Annotated in this window: 14 protein-coding genes; 4 read left to right on the forward strand and 10 right to left on the reverse strand. The window is 47.7% G+C overall.

Annotated elements, in window-relative coordinates:
- Positions 1–51: 51 nt before the first annotated feature.
- The 3 genes from KDK15_RS05515 to KDK15_RS05525 are packed head-to-tail and all read right to left on the reverse strand — an operon-like array spanning position 52 to position 3,222.
- Entirely contained in the window at positions 52–1,035 is a 984-nt protein-coding gene (locus KDK15_RS05515; RefSeq protein WP_257294365.1) for an alpha-ketoacid dehydrogenase subunit beta, read from the reverse strand.
- Positions 1,028–2,164 carry a pyruvate dehydrogenase (acetyl-transferring) E1 component subunit alpha gene (gene pdhA / locus KDK15_RS05520; RefSeq protein WP_257294366.1) on the reverse strand — a complete coding sequence of 379 codons (1,137 nt, stop codon included), beginning with the start codon at positions 2,162–2,164 and terminating at the stop codon, positions 1,028–1,030. Before pdhA ends, KDK15_RS05515 begins: the two co-directional genes overlap by 8 nt.
- On the reverse strand, positions 2,155–3,222 hold the full coding sequence (locus KDK15_RS05525) for an amino acid dehydrogenase (protein WP_257294367.1): 1,068 nt from the start codon (positions 3,220–3,222) through the stop codon (positions 2,155–2,157). The genes pdhA and KDK15_RS05525 overlap by 10 nt, the downstream gene beginning before the upstream one ends.
- A 413-nt stretch (positions 3,223–3,635) precedes the next feature.
- On the opposite strand from KDK15_RS05525, the gene KDK15_RS05530 reads away from it, so the two are divergent.
- The gene (locus tag KDK15_RS05530; RefSeq protein ID WP_257294368.1) at positions 3,636–4,007 is read left to right on the forward strand and encodes a PilZ domain-containing protein; all 372 of its coding nucleotides are present in this window, start codon (positions 3,636–3,638) and stop codon (positions 4,005–4,007) included.
- A gap of 79 nt (positions 4,008–4,086) precedes the next feature.
- Here the strand turns inward: KDK15_RS05530 and lrp are convergent, their stop codons facing one another.
- Positions 4,087–4,575 (reverse strand): leucine-responsive transcriptional regulator Lrp, encoded by a 489-nt coding sequence (gene lrp / locus KDK15_RS05535; RefSeq protein ID WP_020582577.1) that lies wholly within the window; start codon positions 4,573–4,575, stop codon positions 4,087–4,089.
- A 443-nt stretch (positions 4,576–5,018) separates the two neighbouring features.
- Here lrp and potA point away from each other — a divergent pair, with 443 nt between their 5' ends.
- The 3 genes from potA to KDK15_RS05550 all read left to right on the forward strand — a co-directional run bounded on the left by potA (position 5,019) and on the right by KDK15_RS05550 (position 8,067).
- Entirely contained in the window at positions 5,019–6,188 is a 1,170-nt protein-coding gene (gene potA / locus KDK15_RS05540) for a polyamine ABC transporter ATP-binding protein (protein ID WP_257294369.1), read from the forward strand.
- A 47-nt stretch (positions 6,189–6,235) separates the two neighbouring features.
- A complete protein-coding gene (locus KDK15_RS05545; RefSeq protein WP_257294370.1) occupies positions 6,236–7,186 on the forward strand; it encodes an ABC transporter permease subunit in 951 nt (316 codons plus the stop codon).
- A gap of 77 nt (positions 7,187–7,263) precedes the next feature.
- Positions 7,264–8,067 carry an ABC transporter permease subunit gene (locus KDK15_RS05550; RefSeq protein WP_257294377.1) on the forward strand — a complete coding sequence of 268 codons (804 nt, stop codon included), beginning with the start codon at positions 7,264–7,266 and terminating at the stop codon, positions 8,065–8,067.
- A gap of 286 nt (positions 8,068–8,353) precedes the next feature.
- On the opposite strand, the gene KDK15_RS05555 is transcribed toward KDK15_RS05550, so the two are convergent.
- From KDK15_RS05555 to KDK15_RS05580, 6 genes are all read right to left on the reverse strand, one after another.
- Entirely contained in the window at positions 8,354–12,196 is a 3,843-nt protein-coding gene (locus KDK15_RS05555; RefSeq protein WP_257294371.1) for a macro domain-containing protein, read from the reverse strand.
- A gap of 205 nt (positions 12,197–12,401) precedes the next feature.
- Entirely contained in the window at positions 12,402–13,226 is an 825-nt protein-coding gene (locus KDK15_RS05560; RefSeq protein WP_257294372.1) for a hypothetical protein, read from the reverse strand.
- Positions 13,227–13,585: 359 nt separating this feature from the next.
- On the reverse strand, positions 13,586–14,449 hold the full coding sequence (locus KDK15_RS05565; RefSeq protein ID WP_257294373.1) for a hypothetical protein: 864 nt from the start codon (positions 14,447–14,449) through the stop codon (positions 13,586–13,588).
- A gap of 116 nt (positions 14,450–14,565) precedes the next feature.
- Entirely contained in the window at positions 14,566–15,684 is a 1,119-nt protein-coding gene (gene alr, locus KDK15_RS05570; RefSeq protein ID WP_257294374.1) for an alanine racemase, read from the reverse strand.
- A 454-nt stretch (positions 15,685–16,138) separates the two neighbouring features.
- Positions 16,139–17,143 carry a YcjF family protein gene (locus tag KDK15_RS05575; protein WP_257294375.1) on the reverse strand — a complete coding sequence of 335 codons (1,005 nt, stop codon included), beginning with the start codon at positions 17,141–17,143 and terminating at the stop codon, positions 16,139–16,141.
- Complete coding sequence (locus tag KDK15_RS05580; RefSeq protein WP_257294376.1) at positions 17,140–18,588, reverse strand: YcjX family protein; 1,449 nt, start codon at positions 18,586–18,588, stop codon at positions 17,140–17,142. The genes KDK15_RS05575 and KDK15_RS05580 overlap by 4 nt, the downstream gene beginning before the upstream one ends.
- Positions 18,589–18,909: the final 321 nt, after the last annotated feature.

Below are 18,909 nucleotides of genomic sequence, written 5' to 3' on the forward strand. Positions count from 1 at the left end.
ATCCTCAATTTCTCGCAATCCTCGCTACGGACGCTTAAGTCCGACAGGCTCCTAGTGCCTGGCAAGACTCTTGATCGATGCTCTGACAATATCATCGACTTGAGGCAGATAATGGTCTTCCATCCTGTAGTAGGGCATTGTCGTATCAAAACCGGTCACCCGTTCAACAGGCGCCTTCAGATCATCAAACGCCCTTTCCATAAGACCGGCAGCAATCTCGGCCCCAACACCAAAACTCCGACAAGCTTCATGAACGATGACACAGCGCCCGGTCTTTCTGACTGACGTCAGAATAGTCTCCATATCGAGAGGCTTGATGGTAGCCACATCAATCACTTCTGCAAAAATGCCATGGCCCTCCAGAATGTCGGCTGCCTCCATGGTTTCACGAACCGACGCCCCCCAGCTGACCAATGTGACATCCTGCCCGACTTTTAACGTGAAACAGGTGTCCAGTGGCAGAGGGGCGCTGGCAGCATCAATTATCTGCTTACTCGCCCGGTAGATACGCTTTGGCTCCAGGAAGATAACCGGATCAGGTTCATTAATAGCAGCACGAAGCAAACCGTAGGCTCTGACCGGTGAAGACGGGATGACCACTCTTAACCCCGGAATATGGGCAAACAGTGCTTCCGTGCTTTCCGAATGATGTTCCGGGGCATGGATGCCTCCACCGAAGGGGGCCCGCAGCACCAGGGGACACGCCAGCCGTCCCCGGGTTCTGTTTCTCATGCGTGCTGCGTGGCAGATTAATTGTTCCATTGCCGGAAAGATGAACCCCATAAACTGTATTTCTGCCACCGGTTTCATCCCCTGGGCAGCCATACCCACACTGATACCGGCTATCAGAGTTTCAGCCAATGGTGTATCCATCACCCGCTTCAGGCCATACTTATCCCGCAGTCCCTGAGTTGCCCGAAAGACGCCACCATTGATCCCGATATCTTCGCCAAGCAACACAACATCCGGATCATTGTCCATAGAATGATCAAGCGCCAGGTTGACGGCCTCAACCATGGTCAGTTTGTTATCCATTGAGATGACCTCCGGCTGATTTCATGCTTTCCTGACGCAACTTTTTTCTGGTAAGTTCTCTGGCAAGCGCCTCGTTTTTCTGTTGCTCCAACTGGGCTGGCATGTTCGCGTAGTGATAATCAAACAGGTCTTCAATAGCAGGAAGCGGTGTGTTCAGGTAGGTTTCCACTGCCTGCTCAATGATACCATCGGCCTCTTCCTTTAAAGCCTGCTCTTTTCTCTCATCCCACCAACCCCGATGATGCAGGAAGTTTCGGAGCCGCTTGATGGGTTCTTGTTGCCAGGCATCCTTGAGTTCTTCACTGGCACGGTAACGGCTGGCATCATCGGCCGTGGTATGATCACAAAGCCGGTAGCTGACGGCTTCTATCACGGTAGCGCCCTTACCCTGGCGTGCACGATCAATAGCGGCGCTGACCACTTCATGAAGGGCAATAACATCATTACCATCAACCTGATAAGACGGCAGGCCAGCGGCCAGCCCTTTCTGTGCCAGCGTCGGTGCTCCGGACTGAATTTTTCTGGGAACCGATATCGCCCACTGATTGTTATTAATGATATAAACCACGGGTAGCTGCCAGGCTCCCGCCAGATTCAGGGCTTCCCCAAAATCCCCTTTAGACGTAGCGCCATCACCCAGTGCACATAATGCCACTTGCAACGGATCACCGGCCTCGTGGCGGATTTTAATGGCGGTGGCGATACCTGCCGCGTGGCCAGCCTGAGTAGCAATGGGTACACAATTAGGCAGATCCTGGCCCCAGGCCGCACTGGCACTCCCTCGCTCATCACCGCCCCAGTAGAGCATGACATCACTGAGAGAAATGCCTCTTCGCATCAATCCCGGAAGATCGCGATAATAAGGAATCAGAACATCTTCTTTTTCCAGCAGGGCAGCACACACCGAACTGATGGCTTCCTGTCCAAGGCAGGAAGGGTAAGTGCCCATCTTACCGGTCCGCTGCAATGCCACCGCTTTCTGATCAGCCTGCCGGGCGATCACCATGGTTCGGTAGTAATCAATGAGAGTTTCTTCATTACTGACCCAGGCTGGCAGTTTTTTGATGACTTCGCCTTCAGCATCCAGAAACTGCTCCATGGCGAGAGAAGTGTTTGTTCCTAAATCCATTCCTGCTCTCCCTTTGCTGTCAACTGTGAAGGGTTATCACCATAAATAATGGCTTCTGCCATTTGGTCAGCAATAACACTGGCGGGTAACCCTGCCTGATTCTGCCGGCTGAAAATCTGTAACAGGGTGTCATGAATGCCACGAAGGCGCCGGTGCATATCACTCTGACTGCTTTGCAAATAAGTCATGGCCACAAAAATCAGTCCACCGGAATTAATCAGGTAGTCCGGGGCAAAGAGAATTTCACGGTCGAAGAGAGCAACGCCATCTTGCTCTGTAAGTAGCTGATTATTAGCTGAGCCAGCAACTGCAGCACACTGTAACTGATTAATCGTGTCGCTATTGAGAATGCCACCAAGACCGCATGGGCTGAACAGATCGCAGGGAACGGAGTGAATTTCATCCGGTGCAACCGCTTTGGCACCAAACTCCCGAACACACTGATCAACTCGTTGCTGATTGATATCAGCAACAATGAGCTGCGCCCCATCATTAACTAGTCGTTCACAAAGGGCATAGCCCACATTACCCAGCCCCTGAACGGCAACTCTTAAGCCTTTCAGATTATCTGGCAACGAGGGGTGGGCTTTAAGGCAGGCAAGCACACCATAATAAACCCCTTCTGCGGTAAAAGGTGCCGGGCTGCCACCGGATGAAGTACAGGTCACATGAGTTGACTGAGTAGCAATGGTGTCCATATCCGCCACCGTTGTGCCACTGTCCATAGCCGTGGCATAACGACCGCCAAGCTCATTGAGAAAACGCCCGAACGCTTCGAACAGTGCTTTCCGGTCATAGTCACCTTCCGGTTCCATAATGACCGCCTTGCCGCCCCCGAGTTCCAGGCCAGCCAGTGCTGATTTGAAGCTCATACCACGGGCAAGACGAATGGCGTCAGTGATGGCTTCGTCAGAACAAGAATAAGGAATGATTCGACAACCACCGAGGGCAGGCCCTCTGCGGGTACTGTGAATAGCGATGACGGATTTGAGGCCGGATTCTTCATCAAATTTACAATGAAGATCGTTGATACGCGCCTCGGTAATCTGTCTGAACATGACGGGATCCCTCCGTATGTTGCAGAGCAGTGGGCTCTGGTTTAATGCCATATCTATCGGCATTCCCGGGGTTAGGGCAAGCTGACAAAAGTGGCTATTTATTGTTATTTTATTTGGTAGAACTTTACTCACGGTTAGCCGTTAAAGCTCTATCAACGACCAGGCTTTCTTATAACGCCTTACTCGATTACAGAGGAAGTTAAGTCCTGTTGTCAACAGCCAAGAAGTTATAAAAAACTTCATCCCCTGCCGCTATTGGCCGCTATTTAAATCAACTATTTGACTTAAAATCTCACAACCCATAAAGCACGTTTTCATGAAAACCTGTTTTGGCAAAATCAGGTAAAAGATGCATTTTGAAAACAAAAGGTGATAACTTAGTTCTTCCTTCCCTCTACTGCATGGAGGCCAAAATGTCACAAATACAACAAGAAAAGCGTCGATTTCCAAGAAAAACATTGGAAAAAACCGCTGAAGTACTGGATAACGACACCGGTCTGTCTATCGGCATTCTTGAAGATGTCTCAAAAGGAGGATTCAGCATACTGACCGATCAGGGTGTCAGGCCATCAGAAACCCGAAATGTCACGCTGATCCTTCCCGGGCCACAGGAAGGTGCTTATCGGGTATCCATGAGTGCAGAGTGTGTCTGGTGTCAAACCATCAGTGAACAGGCTGATTTCGCCGCAGGTTTTGTTTTACGCAGTATCGAAGACCAGGACGAAGTCGCACTGAACTACTACATAAGGGATTATCAGGTAGCGGGCGAACCTCAGGAAGGCTAAACACCTTTCTGAAGCCTCTCTGAAGCTCACCTGGTCAAAAGTAAACACTCACTAAATCCTTTAACAAGCCAGGGAGCGGTTAGTCTGCAATTGGCAGGCTGAGTGTTTCCTTGAGTTCTTCCATCACGATATAGCTCTTGGACTCCCTGACACCCGGCAACTTCAGAAGAATATCCCCTAACAACTCGCGGTAAGAAGCCATCTCTGAAATCCTGGCCTTGACCAGATAATCGAAGTGGCCAGACACCAGATGGCACTCCAGCACGTTCGGCAGCTTGATGACCGCTTTGCGGAAGTCATCAAAAATATCAGCGGATTTGGTATAGAGGCTGATTTCAACAAACACGAGAAGCCCAGCCTGAAGATACTTTGGGTTCAAGCGTGCAGAATAGCCCTGAATAATGCCTTCCCTTTCCAGGCGCTTGACTCGCTCCATACAGGGCGTCGTACTCAACCCAACCTTATCCGCCAGTTCTACATACGATATACGCCCTTGCTCCTGCAGGGTACGGAGAATATTGCGATCAATACGATCCAACTGGCGGACAACTTCTTTTCGGCTTCTCATGATTTCAATCGTTTTTTGACAATGCGCGTTCAGGCACTATGAAAAGTGGAACACGATAGCATAAGGGATTAGTGAGCTTTGTATTCATCTTTATTTAAGACAGATCCTGATTAAGACAACCGTTCTTCTAATGTCAATGGGCAAATCACTTCCCCTCCAGCTGAGGGAGGTTAGGGTACGAATGGTAAATCTGCAAGTGAGGATTACTAATATCCTCAATCAGGGTTTATCGCAAAATCATTTTCAATCCCGGCATTTTTATGGACAATGCGCGGGCTTTTCACTTCCTTGAGGGTTTGAAGGCTTTTTCGTATGTAAAGAACCCATGGTCACCACAAGCGAGCCTGAGTTTCTGACGATAAACTTATGTCAGCTGAGCCTATTAAAGCACACTCACCGGGTTCTACCCTGTTCTTTATATTCCGGGCTGGAGAAAATTTTAGATGAGTACAGCATCTGCCTCCCCGAAACATTCCCCAACGCCGTCGACGCTTTCGACACCAGCGACAAAAAGTTGCTCAGGTAATGAGATACTGGTCAAAATCGACCAGGTCACCAAAAAGTTCGATGACGTTATCGCTGTTGATAATGTCAGTCTGGATATTAAAAAGGGTGAGATTTTTGCGCTGCTGGGTGGCTCTGGATCTGGAAAATCAACATTACTACGGATGCTGGCGGGCTTCGAAACACCGTCTGAGGGCAAAATTTACCTGGATGGGCAGAATATTACTCACCTGCCACCGTATCTGCGCCCCATCAATATGATGTTTCAGTCCTATGCCCTGTTCCCTCATATGACGGTGGAGCAAAATGTGGCATTTGGATTAAAACAGGACCGCCTGCCAAAAGACATCATTGCCCAGCGCGTCGAGGAGATGCTGAAACTGGTGCATATGCAAAAGTATGCCCGCCGTAAGCCCCATCAGCTTTCAGGCGGCCAGCGCCAGCGTGTGGCCCTGGCGAGAAGCCTGGCAAAGCGACCAAAGTTGCTGTTGCTGGATGAGCCCATGGGTGCGCTGGATAAGAAACTGCGCAGCCGCATGCAGCTTGAGGTTGTGGATATCATCGAAGAGGTGGGCGTCACCTGCATCATGGTGACCCATGATCAGGAAGAAGCGATGACCATGGCTGAGCGCATTGGCATCATGGATGCCGGCTGGATTGTTCAGGTGGGTACCCCTATCGATATCTACGAAAACCCAAATAGCCGCATGACTGCCGAATTCATTGGCTCCGTCAATATGTTTGAAGGAGAAATCACGGAAGAAGAGGCAGGTTACGTCATCATTCAATCCCACCAGGTCCAACAACCTATCTACATTGGCCACGGTATCATGGCACCACTGGAAGACCGTAAGGTCTGGATTGCCGTGCGTCCTGAAAAAACCATGGTCACCAGAGAGCAGCCGGAAGGGAACTACAACTGGAGCAAAGGTGTGGTTCACGACATTGCCTATCTGGGGGGGCATTCGGTTTATCATATCCGGCTTCCGTCAGGTATGATGGTACAGTCCAACATGGCGAACGTGATCCGGACCGCTGATAACCCGACCTGGGAGGATGAAGTCTATATCAGCTGGGATGATGACAGTGGTGTCGTCCTGAATAGCTGATCAATCACCGCTAACCTTATTCAGTATTTTTGGTGGAATCATCTGTCATGTCCAACCTGTTAACAAAAGGTGCCTCCGCGACAGTGTGGGGACCAGAGAGGGTAAACGCCTTAAGGGAACTGTGGGGACGTCGCCTCGTTCTTGGCATCCCCTATCTCTGGCTACTGTTATTCTTTCTTGCCCCCTTCCTGATTGTGGTCAAGATCAGCTTTTCATCGGCAGAAATTGCCATTCCGCCCTATTCGGCCATCGTTGAGTACTTTGATGAAGTACTGACACTTAATTTAAATCTGGGCAACTACCTGTTCCTGGCCGGCGATGAGATGTACCTGCAGGCCTATCTGACCTCGATCAGACTGGCTCTGGTTGCTACCTTTTTCTGCCTTCTGCTGGGCTATCCCATGGCCTACGCCATGGCTCAGGCACCCGGAAGAAAACAAAGTTTCCTGCTTATGCTGGTGCTACTGCCATCATGGACCTCATTCCTGATCCGCATATACGCCTGGATGGGAATACTGAAAAATAACGGGTTATTGAACAACCTGCTCATGTGGTGTGGCATTATTGATCAACCCCTGCAGCTCCTGAACACCAACATCGCCGTTTACATAGGCATCGTTTATGCCTATCTGCCATTTATGGTGCTCCCTATTTATGCCAACCTGACCCAGCTGGACAAATCCCTGTTGGAGGCGGCCAATGATCTGGGTTGTCGTCCATGGGAAACCTTTTTCAGGGTCACACTGCCACTGTCCATGGGCGGCATTGTCGCGGGCTGTATGCTGGTCTTTATTCCTGCCGTGGGTGAATACGTGATTCCTGAACTGCTGGGTGGGCCTGAGAGCCTGATGATCGGTAAAGTGCTCTGGCAGGAGTTTTTCAACAACCGTGACTGGCCGCTGGCCAGTGCCCTGGCCATGATCATGCTGTTGATCCTGTGTCTGCCCATCGCCTTCTTCAATCGCCAGCAGGCGAAGCAATTGGAGGCCAGTCTGTAATGACACTTACTACAGAAACAGGAACTGAACGCACAAACATCCCCGGGCGAGTCAAAACGCCGGGCTTTTCCACCATCATGCTGATTCTTGGTCTGATTTTCCTCTATCTGCCCATGTTTATCCTTGTGTTTTACTCCTTTAACGCTTCACGACTGGTGACCGTCTGGGCAGGCTTCTCAACCAAATGGTACGTGGAACTGTTTCAGGATGAACAACTGATGGGCGCGGTATGGATCAGCTTGAGAATTGCTTTCTATAACGCGTCAATGGCGGTCATTCTGGGTACAGTGTCGGCTTTTGCCCTTGACCGCTTTGGCAAATTCCGTGGCAGAACCCCCTTCAACAGCATGTTGACGGCTCCCCTGGTGATGCCCGATGTGATTACCGGCCTGTCGCTGCTGCTGCTGTTTGTCACTATGGCAGACTTGATCGGCTGGCCTATGGAACGGGGCATGCTGACCATCTGGATCGCCCACGTTACCTTCTCCACCGCTTATGTGGCTGTTGTCGTTAGCGCAAGGTTGCGGGAGGTGGATCGCTCTATTGAAGAGGCGGCGATGGATCTCGGTGCTACGCCAGTGCGGACGTTCTTTCTGGTCACGATTCCAACCATTACCCCATCGTTAGCCGCTGGCTGGTTACTGGCGTTCACTCTGTCTCTGGATGATCTGGTCATTGCCAGCTTTGTCTCTGGCCCGGGCTCAACCACCCTGCCAATGGTGGTATTTTCATCGGTGCGCCTGGGGATCTCACCGAAAATTAACGCCATGGCGACACTGATTATTCTGGTGGTCTCTCTGGCAGCCCTGTTAGGCTGGTGGTTTATGCGCCGCTCGGAAAGGGAAAGAAGAGCCAGCCTGGAAAGGTTTGGCATCAGCTGATCCGCTCCTTGAATAATTTCCACATTTTGGAGCCCCCAAACTCTGTTCGTCCTGAGTGCTGAGCTTGTCGAAGTATCGAAGGACCCACAGGGCCTAAAGGCGTAAACTCCGAAGCATGATAGATCGTGCAGGCACCCTTCGACTCCGCTCAGGGTGAACGGAGAGTTCTGAATGACGGAATTATTTAAGGACAATTACTTAGGGTGGACATTCAGCTTATAGGGTTAACCACAAAGGGAACGAAGGAAAAGAAAATCTCTTCTTTGTGCTCTTTATGGTTCCGTCTTTAACTTCCCGAAGCAGGTAGTAGGCGCTTAGATGATCCGATAGAAATCAACCTCAACAGTTCTGACACGTCAAGTCTATCTCCAAGTGAGTGTGTTGCTCCCAGCCCCGCTATTTCAGATGCAGCCCTCTCGGGGTAATCTTTGTCTGGATAACCATGATTTGGCACACCACCAGAATCCGAGGTTTTCAAGTGGAAGTTGAATGTGATACCGAACTTGCCCGTGGTATTTGACTTATCAATTTTATAAATCAACTTCTCTTCATGGAGTACCTGAAGCAGCCTGAGAAGCTCGTTGCCTACATCATTATCGGGCAAATAATGCGTTTCAGTTTTACGGGTAACGTCCAGCATCCGTCCATCACTCAAGCGGGCAGGTGCAGTTGCATCAATACCCACAACAATACGGCCTGCTCCCGGGTATTCTGGCAAGTTTAAATCACTGCGAAAGACTTTCAAAGGTTGGTAATTGATTGCCGCATACTCTTCTGCAAGCTTTACGGATAAGTCAAGACCTTGCTCCCGGTAGTATTCTGTACAGCCAGAGCAAACCTTGACCCCTTGATGCTGCTGAGAACCTTTTTCGGGCTTTGATTCATTACAAACACCGCAAACAAATGCCTTTTCACTCCCACTAAAGGCGGTAGTTGCACTTTCACCAGACTTGGAAACCCCGGTACTGTCCCTCCACGTATTTCTACTTGATGTCTTCGCACTGGTAGCCTCAGGCTCAGGCTTTACACCCAGTCTGGTTAAATCAAGCGCTTGCGACAGGGAATAACTACTCTTTGGATGGCTCCTGTCCGAACCCGTAGTCGTTTGTGCAAAAGCATCACCGGACATCGACGATGTCCGGGCTTTATGAACAAAATAGAGCTTTGGCAGCTTATCTTGCCCGGCCATCCTTAATACCTGAGGATCTGAATAAACCCGCTTCAGCACATCCTTGAATGCACTATCTGTAACCCCTTCAAGCTCGTACAGCGGGAACAGTAGCCTTTCTCCCGGAGCAGCTTTGATGAGTAAAGTTACCAGCTGCTGCGAAAACCCACTTCTATCGGTTATTTTTGGAAAGAGCACCGAGTGAATTTTCTGGCAGCCTTGGTAGCCGTCAGTATGTTTGTAGTCCCATGCCTCACATTGATAGTATTTCTTGCTTCTCAGGGCATGTTCGCCACCGTCCATGATCATATGTTTTCTATAACCAGCTTGAACACCGGCATTGGATGCCACCTCAGTATTCAGGACATCACTCGACTTGTGCACGGCATTTACCAGTGAGAACGGCATAATATTGCCATAGTACTTCCAGGCAAAGCCAAGTACCCCGCCAGGATGGATAAATCGCCTGGCAGCGTCTACTGGTATAGGCGAATCGGCTGGTGTTGAAACCGGGGATCGAGGCCTTGAGCCGGAGGACATTGCTGCTCCAGATCGGGCTGCTCCAGACCGGAAATAAGGGGAAGTTTTGTTTGGGGTCGTACCAGTTCCTACAGGAAGCACAGTGCCTGAAATACCCGCCGGGGGGGCGCTAACAGGGGTTATCCCTGAGGGTAAACGTACCGGATTAGAAGTGTTCAGACTATTAAATTCCTGAATAAACGAACCCTGTACCGTCCAATCAGCATCTCTCCAACCCACAAGTATTAATTTGGGTACTTTTGCTAATTTCTGTATGCGAGGATCCTGATAAGCCGCATGGAGAGCCCGAGCCATATCCTCACCACTGCCACCAAAAATAGCACAACCTATAAAACAACTGACAATGGTATTGCTGCCTTTATAACTGCCTTCAAGGAGTAGTGAAACAAAAGCATTGGTGAAATCCTTATGATACTTTTGTTTTAGCTCAAGGCGTGTTTTCATCCCTGCATAAGAACTGTTAACGCTAGCTTTATAATCTGCCTTATTTGGGGCAACCACGTTATGAATATGCTGACAATGACTCAAACCAAAACGGGGATCGCTGGCATACCCAAAGGGACCGGTGGTATAACAACCGCCAACCGGTACATGACGACGAGTAGACTGGTTAAACGCAGCGCCAAGATCATCTGAAAATTGTCTTGCGATACCTCCGCTATGATTCATTTTACTATTTGCAGCATTGACCAAATCAAATGGTATTCCTTGTTTCGAGAGATCTTTGGCATAACCGAACATTCCATTATCAGAGTTCATCACTATTTCCAGCTGATCAGGAATCAGCACAGTTGGCGTGTTGTAACCACTACCTGTGCTAGTTGTAGCGTTAATTGCAGTGACAGTGGCCGCTGCCCCGGAACGGCTTATTGCAGCGGGCATTTTCACACTGCGTACTGGTAAGCCTGTTGAAGGGGTTCGTTGAACTGACGCTTTCCACTGACTTGCAAAGTCTTCGCAAGCTTTTATGTCGCCAGCTTCAGAAGACCTACCCACCAGAATCAGTTCTGGTGCTTGCCTGCCTGTTGATTCAAAATCAGCTTTGGCTGCCGACACCGCTTCTGCCAATGCTACTCCTGAGCCACTGGCACGACCACAACCGAGCAGAGGGCAGAAAATCCGATCCAGTCCTTTACCATCAGCCGCGTTAAAAACCTCAAGAAAAGCATTTTTAAGCTTTTCTGCAAAATCCCGGTCACTTGAGAAAGGAACCAACACATTGTGAATCGTCTGGCAATTATTTAAATCAGAGGGTCTGCCTTCACGGGCACAATCATAAGTGAAACATTCACCGTAATTGATTTGATGCTGCCACGACATCTTATGGTAATCAGTGCCTCTAAACTTGCCTTTGATAACCTGTGCAATACCACTATCCAATTGCATAAGTTGGTCGACAGAACTCACTATCCCATAGGGTTTGATATCATTTTTACGTCCGACCCATGTCAATAAACCATCATTGCATGTAACCAGTGTTACCCGGCCAGGCAATGGTGTTTCAGTGCGAGCAACAGACAAGGAGGCTGAAGCTCCAGTGCTGGGAACGGTACTTGAAAAATATGTCGGTGGACGTGTTGAAGGGGTTTGTTGGCCAAACATAGGCCAATGATTTTCAAAGTCAATGCAAGCTGCTTTGTCTGTACCTGAAGAAGACATACCCACCAGAATCAGTTCTGGTGCCTGCTTTCCTGTTGATTCAAAATCAGCCTTGGCTGCCGACACTGCTTCTGCCAATGCTTTTCCTGAGCCACCCGCACGACCACAACCAAGCAGAGGACAGAAAATCCGGGGTAGTCCATTAAAATCAGCTGCTTTGAAAATCTCAAGAAAAGTTTTTTTAAGCTTTGATGCAAAAAAACTGTGATCGCCCGCTACAGGAACCAATACATTGTAAACCTTCTGACAATTACCTAAATCAGACGGTTTACCTTCACGGGTGCAGTTATAAGTGAAACATTCACCATAATTTATTTGATGCTGCCGAGAAATATTATGGTAATCACATCCAGTGCCTCCAAACTTGTTTTTGATAGCCTCCCCAATACCCCTGTTTAATTCCATGCGCTGGTCAACAGAGTTCACTATTCCATAGGGTTTAATGCCATTCTTGCGCCCTGCCCATGTCAATAACCCTTGATTACAGGTAACCAGTGTTACCCCGCCAGGCAATGTTTTTTCGATACCAGGAGCTAGATAATGGTAATGTACTGGCAGTTCATATTTTGTGACAACGCTTTTGCCAACTATATGCTCCAGAGCTGGATACTTGGTCAATTCTCTAAGCAGGCGTCCGTTATCAATTGAATCAACCGTTCGCCCACAGACAAATTGATTCTTTTTATTAATTCCGCATTCCTGCAATCTAAGAGCACCCTTATCACTTACCTGATCACAGAATGTTCTAATGGCGCCATCCATTTCAGCCTCCTTAAAGTATTGACATATCAGCTTTTATTCAATTGTGCTATCAAGTAAAAGCAACTGTAGCCCAAAATCCATAAAGGATTAGACTGAAATTCCGAGATATAGTTCCAAAATTAGAAAATGTTTTCTCTCACGTGATTCAAAGAAAAACAAACTATTCAGGAGGGTCAATTTGACAACAGGAGCATTAGGTTCGGCATTATCCAATACGCAGACCATTAATAAATGTGTCCCAATTGAACTCATTTCCATTAATTAATACTTGATTAAAATATGCCTGCCTCAGTCTACCTAAGTCAATTTCATTATTTTCAATCATATTGGCTAATAAAGCTACCTTATTAGCTTTGTCTTCAATTTTTATTAGTAGCTTAACTTGTGATGCAATGTGTAGAAAATATAAAGCATATGTTGTGGCGTATTCACCATCTTTTGAACACATTTTGTTATTAATATCGATCGCTAATGAACAAATATGTGCTCTGAAAAAGATATCCGTTGAATCATCCTTGGCGAGCATACATAGATGTTGAAATAATTGAACAAAATCAAATGATCGATATTTATAACTTCTAAGATTACTATTTAAGATAAGTCTTGCAGGACCCGGAGATATGGCCATCGGCGGTATAATTGCATTAAAATACTCATCAGCTTTAATTTTTGCATTAATATCAAAGGAGTATTGTTGTGCTTTTTGGTTTAAATCTTCGAGTCTTTCAATCATTCTTACTTTTGGTTCATTCTTAAGAACTCTTTTCACCAAAAGATCGTCCGATCTAAGAGAAAGGTAATTATCCACATTGATTGAGCTAAAGGCGACAAAGTCCTTCAAATTAAGGTATTGGGTAATTTCAAATTTTAATTCGTGAGACAATGGTAAATAATTATTTTCTGCAGGCTCTGAACTCACCTTACGTAACGGGTTGAAAATATTGGCTGTTGGATTTTTTTCAAATTCACTTGACCTTAGATAATCAGAAATATTGACAAACCTATCAACAACGGAATTTGCAGAGTTCATAATTATGCCTTTACTTGTCTCCCCTTCTGCTGAGCATAATTTTGGGAAAAAGTTCCGCTTCGGATTGATCAATGAAATCTTGAGTCAGATCTCCACTTGATCAAAATCCAGATGTTCAGGGAAGCAGATCTTTGACAGCTTAAAGATCGGAAAGTTCCGTTTTGCCAGTTTCTCCCCAATACCAAAGGGGCATAAAATCAAGGGGGCTAAGTTACCAAGTGAGCAGAACCCACAAAATGGCAACGTCAAAGCAGCGGGTGCTCGCTCCCGGGTGCGCAAGGGTGGGGAATTTCAGCTGGCAGTGCTGTCGTTTTCGACAAGGGTCAGTTTGACAACAGGGTAATTCGGTTTGTCATTATCTAACAACGAGGGACATTCGCATTGTCATTCTTTAATAGCAGATTATCAATAAAATTGTCCCAATCGAACTCGTTTTTTTCTCTTAATACTGATTTATAATAATAAACTTGACTTAGTTTACCTTTTTTAAGTTCATTGTTTTCAATCATATTGGCTAATGTATGCAGCTTCTGATCTTTTTCTTCAATACCTATCAGTTGGTTTACTTGTGATGCAATATCTATAAAATATAACGCAAGAGATGTAGCATTTACTGCATTTTCACCGCCTTTTAAACTCATTCTGTTATTAATATCTATCGTTAACGAACAAATATGTGCTCTAAAAAAGAGATCCGTTGAATCATCATTGGCAAACATACATAGATATTGAAATAATTTAACAAAATAAACTGATAGAGTTCTATAGCCTTCAGGATTACTATTTAAGAAAAGTCGTGCAGGCCCCGGAGATATGGCCATAGGCGGTATATCTGCCTCATAATTCTCATCCAATTCAATTTCTTCAGTAATATCGAATAAATATTGTTGTGATTTTTCGTTCAAATCTTTAAGTCTTTCAAGCATTCTTACTAGTGGTTCATTTTTAATAACTCTTTTTACCAAAAGGTCATCCGATCTAAGCGAAAGATAATTATCAACATTGATTGAGCTAAAGGCGATAAAGTCCTTCAAATTAAGATATTTGGTAATTTCAAATTTTAATTCGTGAGTCAATGGTAAATAATTATTTATTGCAGGCTCTGAACTTACCTTTCGTAACGGGCTGAATATATTGGCTGTTGGATTTTCTTTAAATGCACTTGATCTTAAATAATCGAAAAAACTGGCAAAACGGTCAATAATAGCATTTGAAGCGTTCATGATTATGCCTTACCTTAACTTCTTTCCTTTGAGCATAGGTTTGAGAAAAAGTTCCGCTTCAGAAATTTGCAAATAGCATTGGTATTGCTTTTCAATTTGATCAATGAAATCTTGAGTCAGATCTCCACTTGATCAAAATTCAGTTGCTCAGGGATGAGAATGCCGTGATATTGCACAGGAACACGGTTCAAATTACAAAGCAGCTGGTAAGGAATAGTGCCTGCACCCTGTGCCACCTCATTAATAGGCAAGTTATCTCCCCACAAGATGGCACGGTCCCCTATCTGCACATCGGGCAAATCGGTTAAGTCCACCGTCAGCATGTCCATGGATACTCTGCCCACCAGCGGTACACGGTAGCCATTAATAAACACCGGTGTGCCATTGATTGCGTGGCGGGGGTAACCATCCGCATAGCCAATAGCCACCACACCGATTCGAGTGGGTCTCCGGGCAATCCACTGACTGCCATAACCAACGGAACTACCGGCTGGGATGGCTTTAATACTGATGATGGCTGAACTCAGCTCCATAACCGGTTTTATTTTTTGCTGGATACCATGAGCTTGCGAAAATGGAGAGACCCCATAAAGCAGCAGCCCAGGACGATTCCACTCACCCTGCGCTTCTTTCAGGGCAACCAGCCCGGCAGAGTTACAGAAGCTGCGTTCACCCGGCAGGCCATGGGTATAGGTATTGAACGTTGTCAGCTGCTGTCGTGCATGTTCACTGTCTGGCTCGTCTGCACAGGCGAAATGACTCATCAACACAATGTCTTTAACAAACGAGAGATTGTTGAGCTGTTCCCAGGCCTTGCGATAATTTTCCGGGGCAAAACCAACCCGCCCCATACCGGAATCCATCTTCAACCACAGCCTTACCGGATGTTTGCAAGGATGGGCCGCTAATGCATCAATCTGATACTGATGATGGATCACCGTATCCAGACGATACTGGTCAATCATCTCCAGCTCAGAAGGGTCAAAGAAGCCTTCCAGCAGCAGTATCGGCTGCTTAATGCCAGCGGCACGAAGTTCCAGGGCTTCCTCAATAAAGGCAACTGCAAACCCACTGGCAATATCAGCAAGCGCGGTCGCACAGGCTGTTGCACCATGGCCATAGGCGTCTGCCTTTACCACCGCCATTACCTGACCATTACCAGACAATTGTTGGACAATACGATAGTTATTACGCAGTGCATCAAGGTTTATCGTTGCTATTGCTGGTCGACCCATGCCTTTTGAGATTCCCCCGGAAATGCCAGTTAAAGGCAGCATCCTACCAATCAATAACTAACAGATCTTTATGTGTTTATCGAAATCGTTATATTGAATAAATAATACCCTTTAGTCGTATTTTTCCATAGCATTGATCGCTTTTTATTCTTAATCAGGCCGAAAGAGCCCACCTGAAAACGTCAGTTTCTCAGTGAAAATAAAGGTATCAGTAGAACTAGAGATTAAGGAGTAACCTACAGGTGCTCCTTTAGAGGCTGTGGCCCTGAAAAACGCTCCCCCGAAGTAGGTCGGTTCGCATGGGAGCCGACTCGTGGCCTCACCGCCATCCCCCATGGAACTCAGAGATGATGCATGGGGGTTGGTTCGGGTGTCGGCTCCTTAGGAACCGCCCTACACGGAGAGACTCGCTTTCAGGATTCGCGACAGCCTCTTTAATGAAACAGAGAAAAGATCATTCTGCTTCCTTCCCGGGATCAGCCGCATTCCGAAACCGGGCGTCCATGGCAGCCAGGATACTTCTGGCTAAACGACCAATACCGGGTTTCTGATCATCAGCAAAAGGAATTGGACGACAGAGCGCCATGGCCCTCAGCCCCATCCGGGCAGAATAGATACCGACACCAACTCCGCTGGCAGCCTGGGCGCTGACCACGCCAAGCAATCGGTTGGAAGTAAAGTCTGATAACTGATCAGACAGCAGTTCTGTAGCACCAGCCAGCGCCATCTGTTCCAGAACCATGGTTAACAGGTGGGTACGGGCAGGCAATGAAGGTCTGACACCGTATACCTGACAGATCTCATCGAGCATCCGGATACTGCGCCAGACCGACAGCAGCATATCAACAGCGGCAAATGGGCTGAGAGCCACCATCAAAGCGACTTGCTGGCTATGTTGTGAAATACAGGTAAGTGCCTGCTGATCCAGTGTCTGGAAAAAATGGCTATCCAGGTAAGCCAGCAGCTCGCTGTCATCACTGTAATCCGGCATCTCAGACAATACTTGTTCCAGCAGCATCTGCTGGGGCTTACCCTGATAGAGTTTACTCAACTGCCCGGGCCAATGGTTTGTTAAGGTGGCCGTTCTCTGGTCTCGAAACTGTGCAGCCTGTGCCTGTAGTCCGGTGATCTGCCGGAAGTCCCGTTGATACAGGAAAAACTCCACAACGGCTTTAACGACAATCACCGCCAGGGCCAGTACAAGTAAAGAAAACAGTAAGGCTAATGACCAGTGCAGTTGATAGAGAAAAAAGCCCAGTTCGCCCGTTTGCCAAAGCACCAATATCAACAGCAGAGTTAGCAGTCCATAACATGCCGACCTGATAAAGCGCAGTGGTTTGGCAACCAGCTCAGGCCCCTGCAACACCCGATCCTGAAAACCATCACTGATGGACTCCGGTGTATCCAGGGATTGCTCTGGTTCCAATGGGATAAAGTATGGGTCGTGAGGCCTACTCATGAAAACCGGTCTCCCAGCAGATCATTAAGAATGCTATCCAGACGGATATGGGGTAATCGGCCACCAGCAATCAGCTGCAGCCCCTCTGGCGGCATCAACCGGCGCAGCTGCCATTGGCCCAAAGTCTGCCAGTCATCCATTGCCGGAATCTGTTCCGGAATATCCGGATGCAGTAGCACTCCCGGCCCCTGCTCAGTCATCCCCTGCAGAGCCTGGCGCCCCTGATAGTCTACATATGTCGTTGAACGGACCGCTGCAACCGCTTCACAGCGGACATCACTGGCATTGAACGCCGCTCTGCGCCTTGCCTCCTGAACCAGGTTTGCCGTCAGCCCTCTCACCGCTTCATGCTGATCAGGCAGCACCTGATCAATTTTACTGGCGGCAAAAACGACACGGTCGATTCGTGGCTGAATTAATCGTCTGAGCAGGCTGTTGCGCCCATAATCGAAACTTTGCAGTACCTGAGTCAACGAGAAGCGAAGATCATCAAACGCTTCCTGGCCACGGTTCAACGACTTGAGCACATCCACCAGCACCAGCTGTCGATCGACCTTCTGAAAGGTATTTTGATAAAAGGGTTTGACCCGGGTTTCCAGGTAGCGCTGATAATGCCTTTCACACACTTTGAATAAAGCGCCTTCCGTAGCTCCCCCCAACTGATCTTCTGAACAGCCAGCGATGGCAAGCAGGGGAATAAACGGCAGTTTACTCTCATCACCTGAAGGTGCGGCATGCAGCCAGCGTCCGGGTTGAATCATGGTCAAACCCGCCTGCTGGCAAGCCTTGAGAAAAGTCAGTTGTTCCTGCCACAGCACTTGCAGTTCCAGCTCGGAAATGGTCTCCAGAGGATTAATGGACTTCAGCTTTTCGATAAAACTCCGGCCAATAGACAGGCGCATGGCACTGTCAAAAAGGGAGTGGCATTGCACACACCAGCCACGGTAATCCATAGCCAGCAATGGCAGATCCAGTAACCACTCTCCCGGATAGTCACGAATCTCCAGATAAAGACGACTGATCCCCGGTTTTCCCCGGCGAAATAACCCGGGCGGATGGCGGAACTTGATCTCCAGCAGGCAGCCAGACTCATCCCTTGTAGCTTCCGGCCACCGCCCTCTCGATAAAGCGTCAATACCCCGCTGACAGGGAAACAGTGTGACATCATCCAGAGCAGACAGCTTTACCCCCAATAAGCGATCCTGCAGAACCGGGGGGAAAGCAGCCAGAAGTGCATCAGGATAGTGCTGTAACTGATGAATAAGGCTGGTAATCAGGGTAGTTTTGCCACTGCCGCTGAAGCCGGTCACCCCCAGCGTCATTCGCCGGTTAAGCAGCCGGTCGACGCTATTTTCCAGGGAACTGGCTGCTGACCTGGCAAGATCCATCGCTTTATCCTGCCCAATCAGCAAAGACTGCTTAACCTTATTTTTCAGTGGTTTCATCGCACTATCTTTTTTGCACTACCCGGGTTAACAACATTGGCATAGCAGGCTCTAACTAAAGGCTTCACCCATTAGCAACCAGAGACTGGGGCGGCATAGTAAATCAACAATATTCATAATATCGAGATATTCTGCCTTAAAGTTTGCGATTCCGGTATGCATTATTTTATTTTCATTGAACCATTCTCGATTTTAAGAGTCCAATCTTATAAAAATCACAAATAATTATTGGATCGGTTGAAAAATCATCATGTTAGCCTAGCCGGCTTAGGAATTGTCCCGAAATAATTTCGACATTTTGAACTCGGTCTCCGTTCATCC

This window comes from Endozoicomonas sp. YOMI1 (genome assembly GCF_024606345.1).
Taxonomy (GTDB): domain Bacteria; phylum Pseudomonadota; class Gammaproteobacteria; order Pseudomonadales; family Endozoicomonadaceae; genus Endozoicomonas.

Coding starts and splice junctions, on each gene's coding strand:
- KDK15_RS05515 (WP_257294365.1), bottom strand. CDS start 1,035: ATGGATAACAAACTGACCATGGTTGAGGCCGTCAACCTGGCGCTTGAT.
- pdhA (WP_257294366.1), bottom strand. CDS start 2,164: ATGGATTTAGGAACAAACACTTCTCTCGCCATGGAGCAGTTTCTGGAT.
- KDK15_RS05525 (WP_257294367.1), bottom strand. CDS start 3,222: ATGTTCAGACAGATTACCGAGGCGCGTATCAACGATCTTCATTGTAAA.
- KDK15_RS05530 (WP_257294368.1), top strand. CDS start 3,636: ATGTCACAAATACAACAAGAAAAGCGTCGATTTCCAAGAAAAACATTG.
- lrp (WP_020582577.1), bottom strand. CDS start 4,575: ATGAGAAGCCGAAAAGAAGTTGTCCGCCAGTTGGATCGTATTGATCGC.
- potA (WP_257294369.1), top strand. CDS start 5,019: ATGAGTACAGCATCTGCCTCCCCGAAACATTCCCCAACGCCGTCGACG.
- KDK15_RS05545 (WP_257294370.1), top strand. CDS start 6,236: ATGTCCAACCTGTTAACAAAAGGTGCCTCCGCGACAGTGTGGGGACCA.
- KDK15_RS05550 (WP_257294377.1), top strand. CDS start 7,264: ATGCTGATTCTTGGTCTGATTTTCCTCTATCTGCCCATGTTTATCCTT.
- KDK15_RS05555 (WP_257294371.1), bottom strand. CDS start 12,196: ATGGATGGCGCCATTAGAACATTCTGTGATCAGGTAAGTGATAAGGGT.
- KDK15_RS05560 (WP_257294372.1), bottom strand. CDS start 13,226: ATGAACTCTGCAAATTCCGTTGTTGATAGGTTTGTCAATATTTCTGAT.
- KDK15_RS05565 (WP_257294373.1), bottom strand. CDS start 14,449: ATGAACGCTTCAAATGCTATTATTGACCGTTTTGCCAGTTTTTTCGAT.
- alr (WP_257294374.1), bottom strand. CDS start 15,684: ATGGGTCGACCAGCAATAGCAACGATAAACCTTGATGCACTGCGTAAT.
- KDK15_RS05575 (WP_257294375.1), bottom strand. CDS start 17,143: ATGAGTAGGCCTCACGACCCATACTTTATCCCATTGGAACCAGAGCAA.
- KDK15_RS05580 (WP_257294376.1), bottom strand. CDS start 18,588: ATGAAACCACTGAAAAATAAGGTTAAGCAGTCTTTGCTGATTGGGCAG.